A 17225-nucleotide genomic window follows, 5' to 3' on the forward strand; every position below is an offset into this window, starting at 1 on the left:
AGGGTGAAAATGGTATAGTCGCTCGCTCGCGTTTTTCGGCCTGGTGTTATTTTGATGCCAGCTGACCTTGAGGTTGGTACTTGCCGCAGGCGCAATGTATTCAGAAACCACAGCATTTCTGATTAAAGGAATTATTACGCGTTATGTCGTCCAACAATCACAACACATTCGATGACCGGGCTGATTGTACGCCGCGTCACGTAGCCATCATTATGGATGGTAATGGTCGCTGGGCAAAAAATCAGGGCAAACTGCGTATTTCAGGCCACAAAGCCGGGGTAAAATCAGTACGCCGGGCCGTCAGCTTTGCGGTCAGCCATAAGTTGGAAGCGCTCACGCTTTATGCGTTCAGCAGTGAAAACTGGAGCCGACCGGTTCAGGAAGTGACGGCCTTAATGGAACTGTTTGTCTGGGCGCTCGACAGTGAGGTCAAAAGCCTGCACAAACACAATGTACGTTTGCGTGTTATTGGCGATATCAGTCGTTTCAATTCCCGTATCCAGGAACGCATTCGTCGCGCCGAGGAACTGACTCAGCAAAATAATGGACTGACTCTCAACATTGCTGCTAACTACGGTGGCCGTTGGGATATTATCCAGGGTGCCAGAAAACTGGCCGAACAGGTTCAGGAAGGTCTGTTACGTCCTGACCAGATAACCGAAGAGAGCCTGGCTCCGTATCTTTGTATGAACGAGCTGGCGCCGGTGGATTTAGTGATAAGGACCGGGGGAGAGCATCGGATTAGCAACTTCCTGCTGTGGCAGATTGCCTATGCTGAGTTCTGGTTTACCGATGTTCTCTGGCCTGATTTTGATGAACACGTTTTTGAAGGTGCACTGAATGCTTTCTCTCTGCGGGAGCGTCGCTATGGCGGCGCTGCACCAGGCGGCGCCTGAGCAACCTGGGGGTAACCTTTGCTGAAGTCTCGTTTAATTACCGCGTTGATTTTAATTCCGCTGGTGATTGCTGCGCTGTTCTGGTTACCACTGTCCGGTTTTGCGATAACAACTATCATCATCTGCATGCTTGCCGCCTGGGAATGGGGGCAACTGGCGGGCATGGCGTCTCGCCAGCAACGCATCTGGCTGGCTGTGCTTTGCGGTTTATTATTGGCCGTGATGCTGTTCACCCTGCAACCTTATCAACGCGATTTGCATCAATTTCAGATGGAAAGCTCCTTGTGGGCATCGCTGGCTTGGTGGATTGTGGCGTTGGTTTTAGTGCTTTTCTATCCCGCATCCGCTGCGGTCTGGCGTCATTCTCGCCCGCTTCGTCTCCTGTTTGGCGTACTCACTGTTATCCCCTTCTTCTGGGGCATGATGGCGCTGCGCCAGTATCATTATGATACCGACCATTTCGCGGGTGCCTGGTGGCTACTGTTCGTGATGTTTCTGGTATGGGGTGCCGACTCCGGTGCCTACATGTTTGGGCGGTTGTTTGGCAAACACAAACTGGCGCCAAAAGTGTCTCCCGGTAAAACCTGGGAAGGCTTTTTGGGAGGGTTGCTCTCTTCAGCGCTGATTGCCTGGTTGTTCGCCCTGTTTGCACCGCTGACGATTGCCGCGTCCACGCTGGTTATCTGTGCCGTCATTGCCGCACTGGCTTCGGTACTGGGTGATTTGACGGAAAGTATGTTCAAACGTGAAGCCGGCATCAAAGACAGTGGTAACTTAATTCCGGGCCACGGTGGTATCCTCGATCGCATTGATAGCCTGACAGCAGCGGTGCCGGTTTTTGCCTGCCTGTTGCTGCTGGTGTTCCGCACCCTCTGAGGATTGGCGACCATGTTGAGCATACTCTGGAGTTTTGCAGCCTTTATTGTGGCGCTCGGCGTGCTGATTACCGTGCACGAGTTTGGTCATTTTTGGGTTGCGCGTCGCTGCGGTGTGAAAGTCGAACGATTTTCGATTGGTTTCGGCAAAGCGCTGTTCAGTCGCCGCGATCGTCAGGGGACTGAATACGTCATTGCCCTGATCCCTCTTGGCGGCTACGTCAAAATGCTTGATGAACGCGTTGAAAGCGTTCCGGCTGAACTGCGTCATCAAGCCTTCAACAACAAAGCGGTCTGGCAGCGGGCATCGATCATTGCCGCAGGTCCGATAGCTAACTTCATTTTTGCCATTATCGCGTATTGGGCGGTGTTTATTCACGGCGTCCCTGGCGTGCGCCCGGTGGTTGGTGAAATTCTGAACGGTTCCGTTGCGGCAGAAGCGCAAATTACCTCCGGGATGGAACTTAAAGCGGTAGATGGTATCGAAACGCCTGATTGGGATGCTGTGCGCATGGCGCTGATCGGCAAAATCGGTGATCAGAGTGCCACGCTAACCGTCTCGCAATTTGGTGAGGATGCCACGCAGCAGAAGCAGTTGGATTTGCATGACTGGCAGTTCGAACCCGATAAGCAGGACCCGGTTGTTGCGTTGGGCATCCGCCCTCGCGGACCACAAATCGAAACAACCCTGGCCGAAGTTCAGGCTAACTCTCCGGCGAGTGAAGCCGGTTTGCAAGCAGGCGACAGGATCGTTAAAGTCGATGGTCAGCCGTTAACACAATGGCAGGCTTTTGTGGTGCAGGTGCGGGATAACCCCGGCAAAAATATGGCACTTGAGGTGGAGCGAAACGGCGAATCACTGGCGTTGACGCTGACACCGGAAGCAAAACCGGGTAACAAGGCGGAAGGCTTTGCAGGGGTTATACCCCGCGTGATTCCGTTGCCTGACGAGTACAAAACGGTAAGGCAGTATGGGCCTTTTGCCGCCATCGGCGAAGCCAGTGTTAAAACCTGGCAACTGATGAAGCTGACGGTTTCCATGCTGGGCAAATTGATAACCGGGGACGTGAAGCTGAATAATCTGAGCGGGCCGATTTCGATCGCGCAAGGTGCCGGGTTATCAGCAGAATATGGGGTGATTTACTACCTGATGTTTCTGGCGCTGATCAGCGTTAACCTGGGCATCATTAACCTGTTCCCACTGCCGGTTTTAGATGGTGGACATCTGCTCTTTCTGGCGATCGAAAAGATCAAAGGTGGACCGGTGTCCGAGCGAGTTCAGGACTTCAGTTACCGCATTGGCTCAATTCTGCTGGTGCTGTTAATGGGGCTTGCACTTTTCAATGATTTCTCACGCCTGTAATAGCTGGAATGCAGACAGGCGTGGGATGTGTTAGGAAAACGCATAACAACGATGGCGATGAAAAAGTTGCTCATAGCGTCGCTGCTGTTTAGCAGCGCCACCGTTTACGGTGCAGACGATTTCGTGGTGAAGGATATTCATTTCGAAGGGCTACAGCGAGTCGCCGTCGGCGCGGCTCTGCTGAGTATGCCGGTACGAGTCGGCGATACAGTGAATGATGATGACATCAGAAATACCATTCGCTCACTGTTCGCCACTGGTAACTTCGAAGATGTTCAGGTTCTGCGCGACGGTACTACGCTGATTGTCCAGGTGAAAGAACGTCCGACCATTGCCAGCATCACTTTCTCCGGCAACAAAGCGGTGAAAGAAGATCAGCTGAAACAGAATCTTGAGGCTTCTGGTATCCGTGTCGGTGAAGCACTTGACCGCACCACGCTTTCTTCAATTGAGAAGGGCCTGGAGGATTTCTACTACAGCGTCGGTAAATACACCGCCAGCGTTAAAGCGATTGCTACTCCGCTGCCACGTAACCGTGTTGACCTGAAATTTGTTTTCCAGGAAGGTGTTTCTGCTCAGATTCAGCAGATCAACATCGTGGGCAACAAAGCCTTTAGTTCTGATGAACTGATCTCCCGTTTCCAGCTGCGTGACGAAGTGCCGTGGTGGAACGTGGTGGGCGATCGTAAATACCAGAAACAGAAACTTGCCGGGGACCTCGAAACCCTGCGCAGCTTCTATCTGGATCGCGGTTATGCGCGTTTTAATATTGATTCAACGCAGGTGAGCCTGACGCCGGACAAGAAAGGGATCTACATCACCGTCAACATTACCGAAGGCGATCAGTACAAGATCGCGGGTGTGATTGTTAACGGCAGCATGGCGGGTCACTCGGCGGAAATTGAACATCTGACGAAGATCCCATCGGGTGAGCTGTATAACGGCACCAAAGTCACTCAGATGGAAGACGACATCAAAAAACTGTTGGGTCGCTACGGTTATGCTTATCCGCGCGTGGTCACTCAGCCGGAAATTAATGATGCCGACAAGACGGTAAAACTGCATATCAACGTTGATGCCGGGAACCGTTACTACGTGCGTAAAGTCCGTTTCGAAGGTAACGATACCTCGAAGGACTCGGTACTGCGTCGTGAAATGCGTCAGATGGAAGGCGCATGGTTGGGCAGCGATCTGGTTGAGCAGGGTAAAGAACGTCTGAACCGTACCGGTTACTTCGAAACGGTAGACGTGGATACGCAGCGCGTGCCGGGCTCACCTGACCAGGTTGACGTGGTCTACAAGGTTAAGGAACGTAACACCGGTACATTCAACTTCGGTGTGGGCTACGGCACAGAAAGTGGCGTGAGCTTCCAGGTTGGCGTGACCCAGGACAACTGGCTCGGCACGGGTAACACCGTGGGTATCAGTGGGACCAAAAACGATTATCAGACCTATGCTGAATTCTCACTGACCGATCCGTATTTCACGGTGGACGGTGTCAGCCTGGGCGGTCGTATTTTCTATAACGACTTTAAAGCGGATGATGCTGACCTGTCTGACTACACCAATAAAAGTTATGGTGTTGATGGCACGCTGGGCTTCCCGATCAATGAAAACAACACCTTACGTGTTGGTTTAGGTTATGTTCATAACGACCTTTCCAATATGCAGCCGCAGGTGGCGATGTGGCGTTATCTTGATTCGGTAGGACGTCATCAGGAGCTGAATGATGATGGTGATTTCTCCGCGAATGACTTCACCTTCAACTATGGTTGGACGTACAACACCCTGGACCGCGGTTTCTTCCCGACATCCGGTAACCGTACCAACCTGAACGGTAAAGTGACCATCCCGGGTTCAGATAACAGCTTCTACAAAGCGACGCTGGATACCCAACAATACGTTCCGATCAACCGTGATCGTACCTGGGTGCTGTTAGGTCGTGGCCGTGTTGGTTATGGTGACGGACTCGGCGGTAAAGAGATGCCGTTCTATGAGAACTTCTATGCGGGTGGCTCCAGCACGGTTCGTGGCTTCCAGTCCAACACCATTGGTCCGAAAGCGGCGTATCTGAATGATGGCTCGTCGACCTGTACGCTGTCCGATCCGAATGGCATCTGTAAGTCAGATGATGCGGTCGGTGGTAACGCGATGGCGGTGGCAAGCCTTGAGCTGATCACCCCAACACCGTTCCTGAGCGAGAAGTATGCTAACTCAGTACGTACGTCGGTATTTTTCGATGCGGGTACTGTCTGGGATACCAAATGGCAGAACACCGCAGAAACGCGTGCGGCAGGGATCCCGGATTACAGCGATCCAAACAATATTCGCGTATCCAGCGGTATCGCACTACAGTGGATGTCACCGTTGGGACCGTTGGTCTTCTCGTATGCCCAACCGATCAAGAAAGTCGAGGGAGACAAGTCAGAGCAGTTCCAGTTTAACATCGGTAAAACCTGGTAAAGCTCTGAGCAGGGAAGTGTATACCCAAAGGGTATAAAGAGAGTCTGCATGCGTGTAGCCTGGCTACACGCTGCAAACACACATGTTGAGGGTAAGGAGTTTATAGTGAAAAAGTTGTTCTGTGCCGCTGCTCTGGGTGTTGCATTAGCTGCTTCTGCTGGCGCCCAGGCGGCAGACAAAATCGCCGTTGTTAACCTGAGCCAGGTTTTCCAGCAGTCTCCGCAGCGTGCTGTCGTTGCTAAGCAACTTGAGAGTGAGTTCCAGGGCCGTGCCTCTGACCTCCAGTCTCAGCAGCAGAAAATCCAGCAGGAGATTCAGGATCTGCAACGCAATGCTTCAACCATGAAAGCCAGCGACCGTACCAAGAAAGAGAAGCAGATCGCTTCTGAACGTGCGGCTTTCGAATCAAAAGCTCAGGCTTTTGAGAAAGACAACCAGACCCGTCAGATGCAGGAACGTAACAAGCTGCTGGCTAAAATCCAGACTGCTGTTCAGTCTGTAGCGAAAAGCGGAGGGTACGATCTGGTCCTGGACTCTCAGGCTGTGCTGTACACTTCTTCTGATGCTAAAGACATCACTGCTGACGTTGTAAAACAGGTTAAATAATCGATGTCATCTATTCGACTGGCTGATTTAGCCCAGCAGTTGGATGCAGAATTGCACGGAGATGGCGATATCGCCATCTCCGGCATTGCTTCTATGCAATCCGCCACAACTGGCCAAATCACTTTTCTTGCAAACAGCCGTTACCGCGAGCAACTCGCCCAGGTGCAGGCTTCGGCCGTGGTGCTGACGGAAGCGGATCTGGAGTGGTGTAATACGGCCGCGCTGGTGGTGAAAAATCCTTACCTGACCTATGCCCGCATGGCACAACTGCTGGACACCACGCCTCAGCCCGCGCAGAATATCGCGCCCAGCGCCGTGATCGACCCAACGGCCAAGCTGGGAAGCAATGTCTCGGTGGGGGCGAATGCGGTGATCGAGTCCGGTGTTGAGCTGGGCGACGACGTCGTCATCGGCGCCGGGTGTTTTGTTGGTAAGCACACGCGTATTGGTCGCGGTTCACGCCTGTGGGCTAACGTGACGATTTATCACGAAATCCAGATTGGTCAGGATTGTCTGATTCAGTCAGGCACCGTCATCGGTGCGGATGGATTCGGGTATGCTAACGATCGTGGCAATTGGGTGAAAATCCCGCAGTTGGGCACGGTGGTGATTGGTGATCGGGTGGAAATTGGCGCCTGTACAACCATCGATCGCGGTGCGTTGGATAACACTCTGATCGGCAATGGTGTTATCATAGATAACCAATGTCAGATTGCACACAATGTTGTGATCGGTGATAACACCGCGGTTGCCGGTGGTGTGATCATGGCGGGTAGTCTGAAGATTGGCCGTTACTGTATGATTGGCGGCGCCAGCGTCATTAACGGACATATGGAAATCTGTGACAAAGTCACCGTGACGGGAATGGGCATGGTTATGCGCCCAATCACAGAGCCTGGGGTATACTCTTCGGGTATTCCGCTGCAACCCAACAAAACCTGGCGTAAAACGGCAGCGTTGGTGATGAATATCGATGACATGAGCAAACGCCTCAAAGCCATCGAGCGTAAAGTCGGTAAAGACGAGTAACGCCATCCCACGACACCGGCTTCATAATAAGCAGCGTACCTTCTTTACCCGCTCAGACTTTGTCTGAGCATGTGCAGCAGGTATCGCAGGGAAGCGAGACGCCACCGAACTGATTTGCGGCCTGCGGATGATCATTTTGATCGTTGCAGGCCGTGTTATTGTTGCCATCAGAATTTTTAGGACAGGAAGAGTATTTTGACTACTGAAACGCATACTCTGAAAATTGAAGAGATTTTAGAACTGCTGCCGCACCGCTATCCATTCCTGCTGGTTGACCGTGTATTGGAATTTGAAGAGCATAAATATCTGCGTGCGGTGAAGAACGTTTCTGTAAACGAACCGTTTTTCCAGGGGCACTTCCCTGGTAAACCGATTTTCCCAGGCGTTCTGATCCTGGAAGCGATGGCGCAGGCCACCGGTATTCTGGCATTCAAAAGTGTCGGCAAACTGGAGCCGGGCGAGCTTTACTACTTCGCCGGCATCGATGAAGCCCGTTTCAAGCGTCCGGTGGTACCGGGCGATCAGATGATCATGGAAGTGACATTCGAGAAAACCCGTCGTGGCCTGACGCGCTTCAAAGGCGTAGCAACCGTAGACGGTAAGATTGTCTGTGAAGCGACCATGATGTGTGCCCGTAGCCGGGAGGCATAATTAGTGATTGATTCAACCGCCAGCATCCATCCCAGTTCCGTTATTGAAGAAGGTGCCGTGATCGGCGCCAATGTTCACATCGGCCCGTTTTGCTTTATTGGTGCCAACGTGGAAATTGGTGAAGGTACGGTGCTTAAATCGCATGTGGTGGTGAATGGCCATACGCGTATTGGTAAGGATAACCAGATCTACCAGTTTGCTTCGATTGGCGAAGTGAATCAGGACCTGAAGTATGCGGGTGAGCCGACGCGTGTGGAAATTGGCGATCGCAACCGTATCCGCGAAAGTGTCACGATTCATCGCGGTACGATACAGGGTGGTAGCCTGACCAAAATCGGCAGTGACAACCTGCTGATGGTGAACGCGCATATTGCGCATGATTGCGTGATTGGCAATCGCTGCATTTTCGCCAATAACGCTACGCTGGGTGGCCACGTCACGGTTGATGATTTCGCTATCATCGGTGGGATGACGGCAGTACACCAGTGGTGCACCATTGGCGCTCATGTGATGGTCGGCGGTTGTTCCGGTGTCGCGCAGGACGTACCACCGTACGTCATTGCGCAGGGTAACCATGCGACACCTTTTGGTATCAACATCGAAGGTTTGAAGCGTCGTGGGTTCAGCAAAGAAGCCCTGCATGCGATTCGCAATGCGTACAAGTTGCTGTATCGCAGCAGTAAAACGCTGGATGAAGTGAAGCCTGAGATTGAAGCGCTGGCAAAACAGCATAGCGAAGTTCAGCCTTTCTATGACTTCTTTGCCCGCTCAACCCGTGGATTGATTCGTTAATCCATGTCAGTGCGTCCCTTAACGATTGCCCTGGTCGCCGGAGAAACCTCCGGCGATATTCTTGGTGCCGGTCTCATTCGTGCGTTAAAAGCGCGCCATCCTGATGCTCGCTTTGTCGGCGTTGCCGGTCCGCGTATGCAGGCTGAAGGCTGTGAAGCCTGGTATGAGATGGAAGAGTTGGCGGTGATGGGCATTGTTGAAGTGCTGGAACGTCTGCCGCGGCTGCTGAAAATCCGCCGTGACCTGACGCAGCGCTTCACTGCGCTGCAACCGGATGTGTTTGTCGGCATTGATGCGCCTGATTTCAATATCACGCTCGAAGGTCGTCTGAAACGCGCCGGAATTCGCACCATTCATTATGTCAGTCCCTCAGTCTGGGCCTGGCGTCAAAAACGCGTATTCAAAATCGGCCGCAATACTAACCTCGTATTGGCATTTCTGCCGTTTGAAAAAGCGTTCTATGATCGTTTCAATGTGCCGTGCCGTTTTATCGGCCACACTATGGCCGATGCGATGCCGATGCAGCCGGATAAACTGGCAGCGCGTCGTGGTTTAGGGATTGCTGATGATGCCATCTGCCTGGGCCTGTTGCCGGGTAGCCGTGGTGCCGAAGTGGAAATGCTGAGCGCCGATTTTCTGCGTGCCGCGCAACTGCTGCGCCAGCGCTATCCTCGTCTTGAAATCGTGGTGCCTCTGGTGAATGCGAAGCGTCGTGAACAGTTCGAGCACATCAAAGCAGAAGTGGCACCGGAATTACCGATGCACCTGCTGGATGGTAAAGGACGTGAAGCGATGATTGCCAGCGATGCAGCGATTCTGGCATCGGGAACCGCGGCACTGGAGTGTATGTTGGCGAAATGTCCGATGGTGGTGGGTTATCGCATGAAACCTTTCACCTTCTGGCTGGCGAAGCGGCTGGTCAAAACCCCTTACGTCTCCTTACCGAATCTGCTTGCCGGGCGCGAGTTGGTGAAGGAGTTGTTGCAGGATGAATGTCAGCCGGCAGCCTTAGCCGCTGCGCTGGAGCCGCTGTTACATGCGGGTGCCGAGCGTGATGCGTTGCTTGCGACGTTTAACGAACTACATGCACAAATTCGCTGGAATGCTGATGAGCAGGCCGCGGATGCCGTACTGGAGATTGCTCATGGCTGAGTTTATTTATCCCAATGCGCGGCTGATTGCCGGTGTTGATGAGGTCGGGCGTGGCCCGCTGGTCGGCGCGGTGGTGACGGCAGCGGTGATCCTTGACCCTGCAAAGCCGATTGTCGGTCTGGCCGATTCCAAAAAATTGTCGGAAAAACGTCGTCTGGCGTTGTATGACGAGATCAAAGAAAAAGCACTGGCCTGGAGTCTGGGCCGTGCGGAACCGGAAGAGATCGATCAGATCAACATTCTGCATGCGACCATGCTGGCGATGCAGCGTGCGGTGGCAGGTTTACCTGTGGTGCCTGATTTTGTTTTGATCGATGGCAACCGTTGTCCGGCTTTGCCGATGCCATCACAGGCGGTAGTTAAGGGGGATAGCCTGGTTGCAGAGATCAGCGCCGCGTCGATCCTGGCGAAGGTGACGCGCGATCGTGAAATGGCCGAACTGGATCTTCTCTTCCCGCAGTATGGCTTCGCTCAGCACAAGGGTTATCCGACGGCACTGCATATGGAAAAATTGACCCAGTATGGTGCTACGCCTCATCATCGCCGCAGCTTTGCGCCGGTGCGTAACGCTCTGATTGATGCCGACGTGCTGGCCGCACGCCAGCCGACTACGCTTTAATAGCCTGACGCTGTTTTAACCGGAAACTGATATGGCTGAACCCCGTTATATACATCTGCGCGTTCACAGCGACTACTCAATGGTTGATGGCCTGGCGAAGACCGGGCCGCTGGTAAAAAAGGCTGCCTCATTAGGGATGCCTGCTATTGGCATTACTGATTTCACCAACCTGTGCGGGCTGGTGAAATTCTATGGCACCGCGCACGGTGCTGGGGTGAAGCCGATTATTGGCGCCGATTTTAACGTTGCCAGCGAGCTGATGGGCGATGAGCTGACACAGCTCACCGTGCTGGCGGCGAACAACACCGGTTATCAGAACCTGACATTACTGATTTCACGCGCTTACCAACGGGGTTACGGTATTGCCGGGCCGGTCATTGATCGTGACTGGCTGGCTGAGTATCAGGAAGGCTTGATTCTGCTTTCCGGTGGCCGTCGTGGCGATGTGGGGCGCAGCTTATTGCGCGGCAACAATGCGCTGGTGGCGCAGTGCCTGGCGTTTTATCAGCAGCACTTCCCCGATCGTTACTATCTTGAATTGACGCGCACGGGCCGCCCGGATGAGGAGAGCTACCTGCACGCGGCGGTTGAGCTGGCGATTGCCGAAGGCGTGCCGGTGGTGGCAACCAATGAAGTGTGCTTCCTCAACGAAGATGATTTTGACGCGCATGAAATTCGCGTGGCAATTCATGATGGTTACACGCTGGACGATCCTAAACGTCCGCGTAACTACAGCCCTCAGCAATATATGCGCAGCGAAGCGGAGATGTGCGAGTTGTTCTCGGACATCCCGGAAGCGCTGGAAAATAGCGTAGAAATTGCTAAGCGTTGTAATGTCACCGTGCGCCTGGGTGAGTACTTCCTGCCGCAGTTCCCGACCGGTGATATGACCACCGAAGATTTTCTCGTGGTGAAATCAAGGGAAGGTTTGGAAGAACGTCTGGAATTCCTGTTCCCCGATCCGGCAGTGCGTGCCGAGAAACGCCCGGAATATGATGAACGTCTGGAGATTGAACTTAACGTTATTAACCAGATGGGCTTCCCCGGCTACTTCCTGATCGTGATGGAGTTTATCCAGTGGTCGAAGGATAACGGCGTACCGGTAGGACCGGGACGTGGTTCCGGTGCCGGTTCGCTGGTCGCTTATGCGCTGAAGATTACCGATCTTGATCCGCTGGAGTTTGACCTGCTGTTCGAACGTTTCCTGAACCCGGAACGTGTGTCGATGCCTGACTTCGACGTCGACTTCTGTATGGAAAAACGTGACCAGGTGATCGACCACGTTGCTGAGATGTATGGCCGCGATGCGGTATCGCAGATCATTACCTTTGGTACGATGGCAGCAAAAGCGGTGATCCGCGACGTAGGCCGTGTGCTGGGACATCCTTACGGCTTTGTTGATCGTATATCCAAGCTGGTGCCGCCCGATCCGGGCATGACGCTGGAAAAAGCCTTTGCTGCCGAACCGCAGTTGCCGGAAATCTACGAGGCAGATGAAGAGGTTAAAGCGCTGATCGACATGGCGCGTAAGCTGGAAGGTGTCACGCGTAACGCCGGTAAACACGCCGGTGGCGTGGTGATCGCGCCGACCAAAATTACCGATTTTGCACCGTTATACTGCGATGAAAACGGCAACCACCCGGTCACGCAATTCGATAAAAATGACGTGGAATATGCTGGTCTGGTGAAGTTCGACTTCCTCGGCTTGCGCACGCTCACCATTATCGACTGGGCGCTGAAGATGATTAACCCGCGCCGTGAGAAGCAGGGCCTGGAACCGATTGATATCGCAGCCATTCCGCTCGACGATAAAAAGAGTTTCGACATGCTGCAACGCGCGGAAACCACCGCCGTGTTCCAGCTTGAATCGCGCGGCATGAAGGATCTGATCAAACGTCTGAAGCCTGACTGCTTCGAAGATATGATCGCATTGGTGGCGTTGTTCCGTCCGGGCCCGTTGCAGTCCGGCATGGTAGATAACTTTATCGACCGTAAGCATGGCCGCGAGGCGATCTCTTACCCGGATATCGAGTGGCAGCATGAGTCGCTGCAACCGGTGCTGGAACCAACCTACGGCATCATCCTTTACCAGGAACAGGTGATGCAGATCGCTCAGGTGCTGTCGGGTTATACTCTGGGCGGCGCGGATATGCTGCGTCGTGCGATGGGTAAAAAGAAACCGGAAGAGATGGCGAAGCAGCGCTCCGTGTTCCAGGATGGGGCGGAGAAGATGGGCGTCAACGGCGAGCTGGCGATGAAGATCTTCGACCTGGTGGAGAAATTCGCCGGTTATGGCTTCAACAAATCGCACTCCGCTGCCTATGCGCTGGTTTCTTATCAAACGTTATGGTTGAAAGCCCACTATCCGGCAGAATTTATGGCGGCGGTAATGACCGCGGATATGGATAACACCGAGAAAGTGGTGGGGCTGGTGGATGAGTGCTGGCGTATGGGCCTCAAGGTGTTGCCGCCAGATATCAACTCCGGGCTTTATCCGTTCCATGTGAACGATGAGGGTGAGATCGTTTACGGTATCGGTGCGATCAAAGGCGTGGGTGAAGGCCCGATTGAAGCGATCCTCGAGGCGCGTAACCGGGATGGTTACTTCAAAGAACTGTTTGATCTCTGCGCCCGTACCGACACCAAAAAGATCAACCGTCGCGTGATGGAAAAACTGATCATGTCCGGTGCGTTCGATCGTCTCGGCCCGCATCGTGCTGCGCTGATGAGCTCCCTCAGCGATGCGCTGAAAGCCGCCGATCAACATGCGAAAGCCGAGGCCATCGGGCAGGCGGATATGTTTGGCGTGCTGGCAGAAGAACCGGAGCAGGTAGAGAAATCGTACGCCAGCGTGACACCGTGGCCGGAACAGATTCAGCTGGATGGCGAACGTGAAACGCTGGGCCTGTATCTCACCGGCCATCCGATCAATCAGTATCTGAAAGAAATTGAACGTTACGTTGGCGGGATGCGTCTCAAAGACATGCATCCAACCGATCGTGGTAAAGTGACCGTCGCGGCGGGGCTGGTGATTGCTGCCCGTACGATGGTCACCAAGCGTGGCAACCGAATTGGTATCTGTACTCTGGATGACCGCTCTGGGCGTCTGGAGGTGATGTTATTTACCGATGCATTGGATAAATACCAGCAATTGCTGGAGAAGGACCGAATCCTGATCGTTAGCGGACAGGTCAGCTTTGATGACTTCAGTGGCGGCCTTAAAATGACCGCCCGCGAAGTGATGGACATTGACGAAGCGCGGGAAAAATACGCGCGTGGTCTTGCTATCTCGCTGACGGACAGGCAAATTGATGACCAGCTTTTAAACCGTCTCCGCCAGTCTCTGGAGCCTCATCGCTCCGGGACTATTCCGGTGCATCTCTATTATCAGAGAGCAGATGCGCGGGCGAAGCTGCGCTTTGGTGCAGCGTGGCGTATTTCGCCCAGCGATCGTTTACTCAACGATTTGCGGTCGTTAGTTGGGTCGGAGCAGGTGGAACTGGAGTTTGACTAAAACAGGAACATTATGAGTCTTAATTACCTGGATTTTGAACAGCCAATCGCAGAACTGGAAGCGAAAATCGACTCGCTGAAATCGATTGGCCGTCAGGATGAGAAACACGATATTAATCTGGACGAAGAAGTGCAGCGTCTGCGCGAAAAAAGCGTAGAGCTGACACGTAAAATCTTCTCCGATTTGGGTGCATGGCAGGTCGCGCAACTGGCGCGTCACCCGCTGCGTCCTTATACGCTGGACTATGTCCGCAATGCCTTTGATGATTTTGACGAGCTGGCTGGCGATCGTGCCTATGCCGATGATAAAGCGATTGTCGGTGGTATCGCCCGTCTCGATGGCCGTCCGGTGATGATCATTGGTCATCAGAAAGGCCGTGAAACCAAAGAGAAAATTCGTCGCAACTTCGGTATGCCAGCACCAGAGGGCTACCGTAAAGCGCTGCGCCTGATGGAGATGGCTGAACGCTTTAAGATGCCGTTGATCACCTTCATCGACACCCCGGGTGCATATCCGGGCGTTGGTGCAGAGGAACGTGGTCAGTCGGAAGCGATTGCCCGTAACCTGCGCGAGATGTCTGGCCTGAAAATCCCGGTAATTTGTACCGTGATCGGCGAAGGCGGCTCAGGTGGTGCACTGGCGATTGGTGTGGGCGATAAGGTCAACATGTTGCAGTACAGCACCTATTCGGTGATCTCACCGGAAGGCTGTGCCTCCATTCTGTGGAAAAGCGCTGACAAAGCACCGCTGGCGGCAGAAGCAATGGGCATCACCGCTGATCGTCTGAAAGAGTTGAAACTGATCGACTCCATCATCCCGGAACCGCTGGGTGGTGCGCACCGTCAGCCGGTGGATATGGCCGAAGCACTGAAAAAGCAGCTGCTGGCTGATCTGGCCGATCTCGATGTTCTCAGCACCGAAGAGCTGCTGAACCGTCGTTATCAGCGTCTGATGAGCTACGGCTACGCCTGATAAGCTGATGATCAAAAAAAAGCGGACTTCGGTCCGCTTTTTTTATGCCTGCGCAACAGCAGAGCATTCTGACGGTAATCCGCCCCCGCTTTTCGCTATCCTTATTCAGTGCCACAACACCACAGGAGGTGAGCATTGAATATTCTTGCGATCATGGGACCGCACGGGGTTTTCTACAAAGATGAACCCATTCGTGAACTGGATGCTGCACTGAAGCTGCAAGGTTTCCAGACCGTCTATCCCACCAATGCCAGCGACCTGCTGAAGCTGATTGAACATAACCCGCGCATCTGTGGCGTGGTTTTTGACTGGGACGATTACAGTCTGGCGCTGTGCAGTGAAATCAATCAGCTCAATGAATATCTGCCGCTGTACGCGTTTATCAACACCCATTCACAAATGGATGTCAGCATTAACGAGATGCGCATGGCGTTGCATTTCTTCGAATACGCGCTCAGCATGGCTGACGATATCGCGTTGCATATCCGCCAGTACACCGACGAATACATCGACAAAATCACACCGCCACTGACCAAAGCGCTGTTCACCTATGTCAATGAGGGCAAGTACACCTTCTGTACTCCAGGGCATATGGGGGGAACTGCGTTTCAGAAAAGCCCGGTGGGAAGTTTGTTCTACGACTTTTTTGGCGCGAATACGTTAAAAGCGGATATCTCCATTTCAGTGACGGAACTGGGTTCCCTGCTTGATCACACCGGCCCGCATCTGGAAGCTGAGGAGTACGTCGCGCGGACTTTTGGTGCTGAGCAAAGCTATATGGTGACCAATGGCACCTCGACCTCGAATAAGATCGTGGGCATGTATGCGGCTCCAGCGGGTAGCACGGTCTTGATTGACCGCAACTGCCATAAATCCCTGACCCATCTGTTGATGATGAGCGACATTATCCCGCTCTGGCTGAAGCCAACGCGCAACGCGCTTGGCATTCTTGGCGGTATTCCCAAGCGGGAGTTCACCCGCGACAGCATCCAGCAGAAAGTGGAAAGCACGCCGCGCGCCAGTTGGCCGGTGCATGCGGTGATCACTAACTCAACCTACGATGGCTTACTGTACAACACGCAATACATCAAACAGACGCTGGATGTGCCGTCGATCCACTTCGATTCCGCGTGGGTGCCCTATACCAATTTCCATCCGATCTATGACGGAAAAAGTGGCATGAGTGGCGATCGGGTGCCGGGTAAAGTGTTCTACGAAACGCAATCAACGCATAAACTGCTGGCGGCATTTTCCCAGGCGTCGCTTATTCACATCAAAGGTGATTACGATGAGCAGACCTTTAACGAAGCCTACATGATGCATACCACCACCTCGCCAAATTACGCCATTGTCTCGTCGATTGAGACGGCGGCGGCGATGTTGCGCGGCAATCCGGGTAAGCGCCTGATCAATCGTTCGGTAGAACGGGCGTTGCATTTCCGGCGTGAGATCCAGCGTTTGCGTGAAGAGTCAGAGGGGTGGTTCTTTGATATCTGGCAGCCGGAAAAAGTGGATGAAGCGGAATGCTGGCCGATCCAGCCGGGTGAGGAAGACTGGCACGGTTTTACCCAGGCCGACCGCGATCATATGTACCTTGATCCGATTAAGGTAACCATCCTGACGCCAGGAATGAGCGAGCTGGGGGGGATGGCGGAAGAGGGGATTCCGGCGGCGCTGGTGGCAAAATTCCTCGACCAGCGTGGCGTGGTGGTGGAAAAAACCGGTCCGTATAACCTGCTGTTCCTGTTCAGTATTGGTATCGATAAGACCAAAGCGATGAGCGTGCTGCGTGGCCTGACCGAATTTAAGCGCGCTTATGATCTAAATCTGCGGGTAAAAAACATGTTGCCGGATCTCTACGCCGAAGATCCTGATTTCTATCGCAACATGCGTATTCAGACGCTGGCCCAGGGCATCCATCAGTTGATCCTGCAACACGATCTGCCGCGCCTGATGCTCAAAGCTTTTGACGTGTTGCCAGAGATGATGATGACTCCGCATCAGGCATTTCAACAGCAGGTAAAAGGCCTGGTGGAAACGGTCGATATCCGCGAGCTGGTGGGACGCATCTCCGCCAATATGATTTTGCCCTATCCGCCAGGTGTCCCTTTGGTGATGCCGGGAGAAATGATCACTGAGCAGAGTCGCGCGGTGCTCGATTTTCTGTTGATGCTCTGCACTATCGGGCGGCACTACCCCGGTTTCGAAACGGACATTCACGGCGCGACGTTGACCGAGGATGGGCGTTATCTGGTACGGGTGCTTAAAGGCGAGAACGACCATTAAGTTCGGA

Annotated in this window: 13 protein-coding genes; all 13 read left to right on the forward strand. The window is 53.5% G+C overall.

From position 1 onward, the window contains the following. Nucleotides 1–143 precede the first annotated feature (143 nt). The 13 genes from ispU to AC6I8T_RS04060 all read left to right on the forward strand — a co-directional run bounded on the left by ispU (nt 144) and on the right by AC6I8T_RS04060 (nt 17218). Entirely contained in the window at nt 144–896 is a 753-nt protein-coding gene (ispU, locus tag AC6I8T_RS04000; RefSeq protein ID WP_021184665.1) for a (2E,6E)-farnesyl-diphosphate-specific ditrans,polycis-undecaprenyl-diphosphate synthase, read from the forward strand. A gap of 18 nt (nt 897–914) precedes the next feature. Then, nucleotides 915–1772, forward strand: coding sequence for a phosphatidate cytidylyltransferase (cdsA, locus tag AC6I8T_RS04005; protein ID WP_021184664.1), 858 nt, complete (start codon nt 915–917; stop codon nt 1770–1772). Nucleotides 1773–1784: 12 nt separating this feature from the next. Further along, nucleotides 1785–3134 (forward strand): sigma E protease regulator RseP, encoded by a 1350-nt coding sequence (gene rseP, locus AC6I8T_RS04010; RefSeq protein WP_021184663.1) that lies wholly within the window; start codon nt 1785–1787, stop codon nt 3132–3134. 51 nt (nt 3135–3185) lie between these two features. Continuing rightward, entirely contained in the window at nt 3186–5597 is a 2412-nt protein-coding gene (gene bamA / locus AC6I8T_RS04015; protein WP_036626612.1) for an outer membrane protein assembly factor BamA, read from the forward strand. A gap of 105 nt (nt 5598–5702) precedes the next feature. Next, a complete protein-coding gene (locus tag AC6I8T_RS04020; protein ID WP_013507951.1) occupies nt 5703–6203 on the forward strand; it encodes an OmpH family outer membrane protein in 501 nt (166 codons plus the stop codon). Between the two features lie 3 nt (nt 6204–6206). After that, entirely contained in the window at nt 6207–7232 is a 1026-nt protein-coding gene (gene lpxD, locus AC6I8T_RS04025; RefSeq protein ID WP_208724840.1) for a UDP-3-O-(3-hydroxymyristoyl)glucosamine N-acyltransferase, read from the forward strand. A 195-nt stretch (nt 7233–7427) separates the two neighbouring features. Then, nucleotides 7428–7883, forward strand: coding sequence for a 3-hydroxyacyl-ACP dehydratase FabZ (fabZ, locus tag AC6I8T_RS04030; RefSeq protein ID WP_013507953.1), 456 nt, complete (start codon nt 7428–7430; stop codon nt 7881–7883). A gap of 3 nt (nt 7884–7886) precedes the next feature. Further along, nucleotides 7887–8675 (forward strand): acyl-ACP--UDP-N-acetylglucosamine O-acyltransferase, encoded by a 789-nt coding sequence (gene lpxA, locus AC6I8T_RS04035; protein WP_021184660.1) that lies wholly within the window; start codon nt 7887–7889, stop codon nt 8673–8675. Between the two features lie 3 nt (nt 8676–8678). Next, nucleotides 8679–9827, forward strand: coding sequence for a lipid-A-disaccharide synthase (gene lpxB / locus AC6I8T_RS04040; protein ID WP_208724842.1), 1149 nt, complete (start codon nt 8679–8681; stop codon nt 9825–9827). Next, entirely contained in the window at nt 9820–10446 is a 627-nt protein-coding gene (rnhB, locus tag AC6I8T_RS04045; RefSeq protein ID WP_021184658.1) for a ribonuclease HII, read from the forward strand. Before lpxB ends, rnhB begins: the two co-directional genes overlap by 8 nt. A 31-nt stretch (nt 10447–10477) precedes the next feature. Further along, nucleotides 10478–13960 (forward strand): DNA polymerase III subunit alpha, encoded by a 3483-nt coding sequence (gene dnaE, locus AC6I8T_RS04050; RefSeq protein WP_497833522.1) that lies wholly within the window; start codon nt 10478–10480, stop codon nt 13958–13960. A 12-nt stretch (nt 13961–13972) separates the two neighbouring features. After that, a complete protein-coding gene (gene accA, locus AC6I8T_RS04055) occupies nt 13973–14932 on the forward strand; it encodes an acetyl-CoA carboxylase carboxyl transferase subunit alpha (RefSeq protein WP_021184656.1) in 960 nt (319 codons plus the stop codon). Nucleotides 14933–15067: 135 nt separating this feature from the next. Beyond that, nucleotides 15068–17218 (forward strand): lysine decarboxylase LdcC, encoded by a 2151-nt coding sequence (locus tag AC6I8T_RS04060; protein WP_497833523.1) that lies wholly within the window; start codon nt 15068–15070, stop codon nt 17216–17218. Nucleotides 17219–17225: the final 7 nt, after the last annotated feature.

The organism is Pantoea sp. X-Soil-OKNW-556, assembly GCF_059730695.1.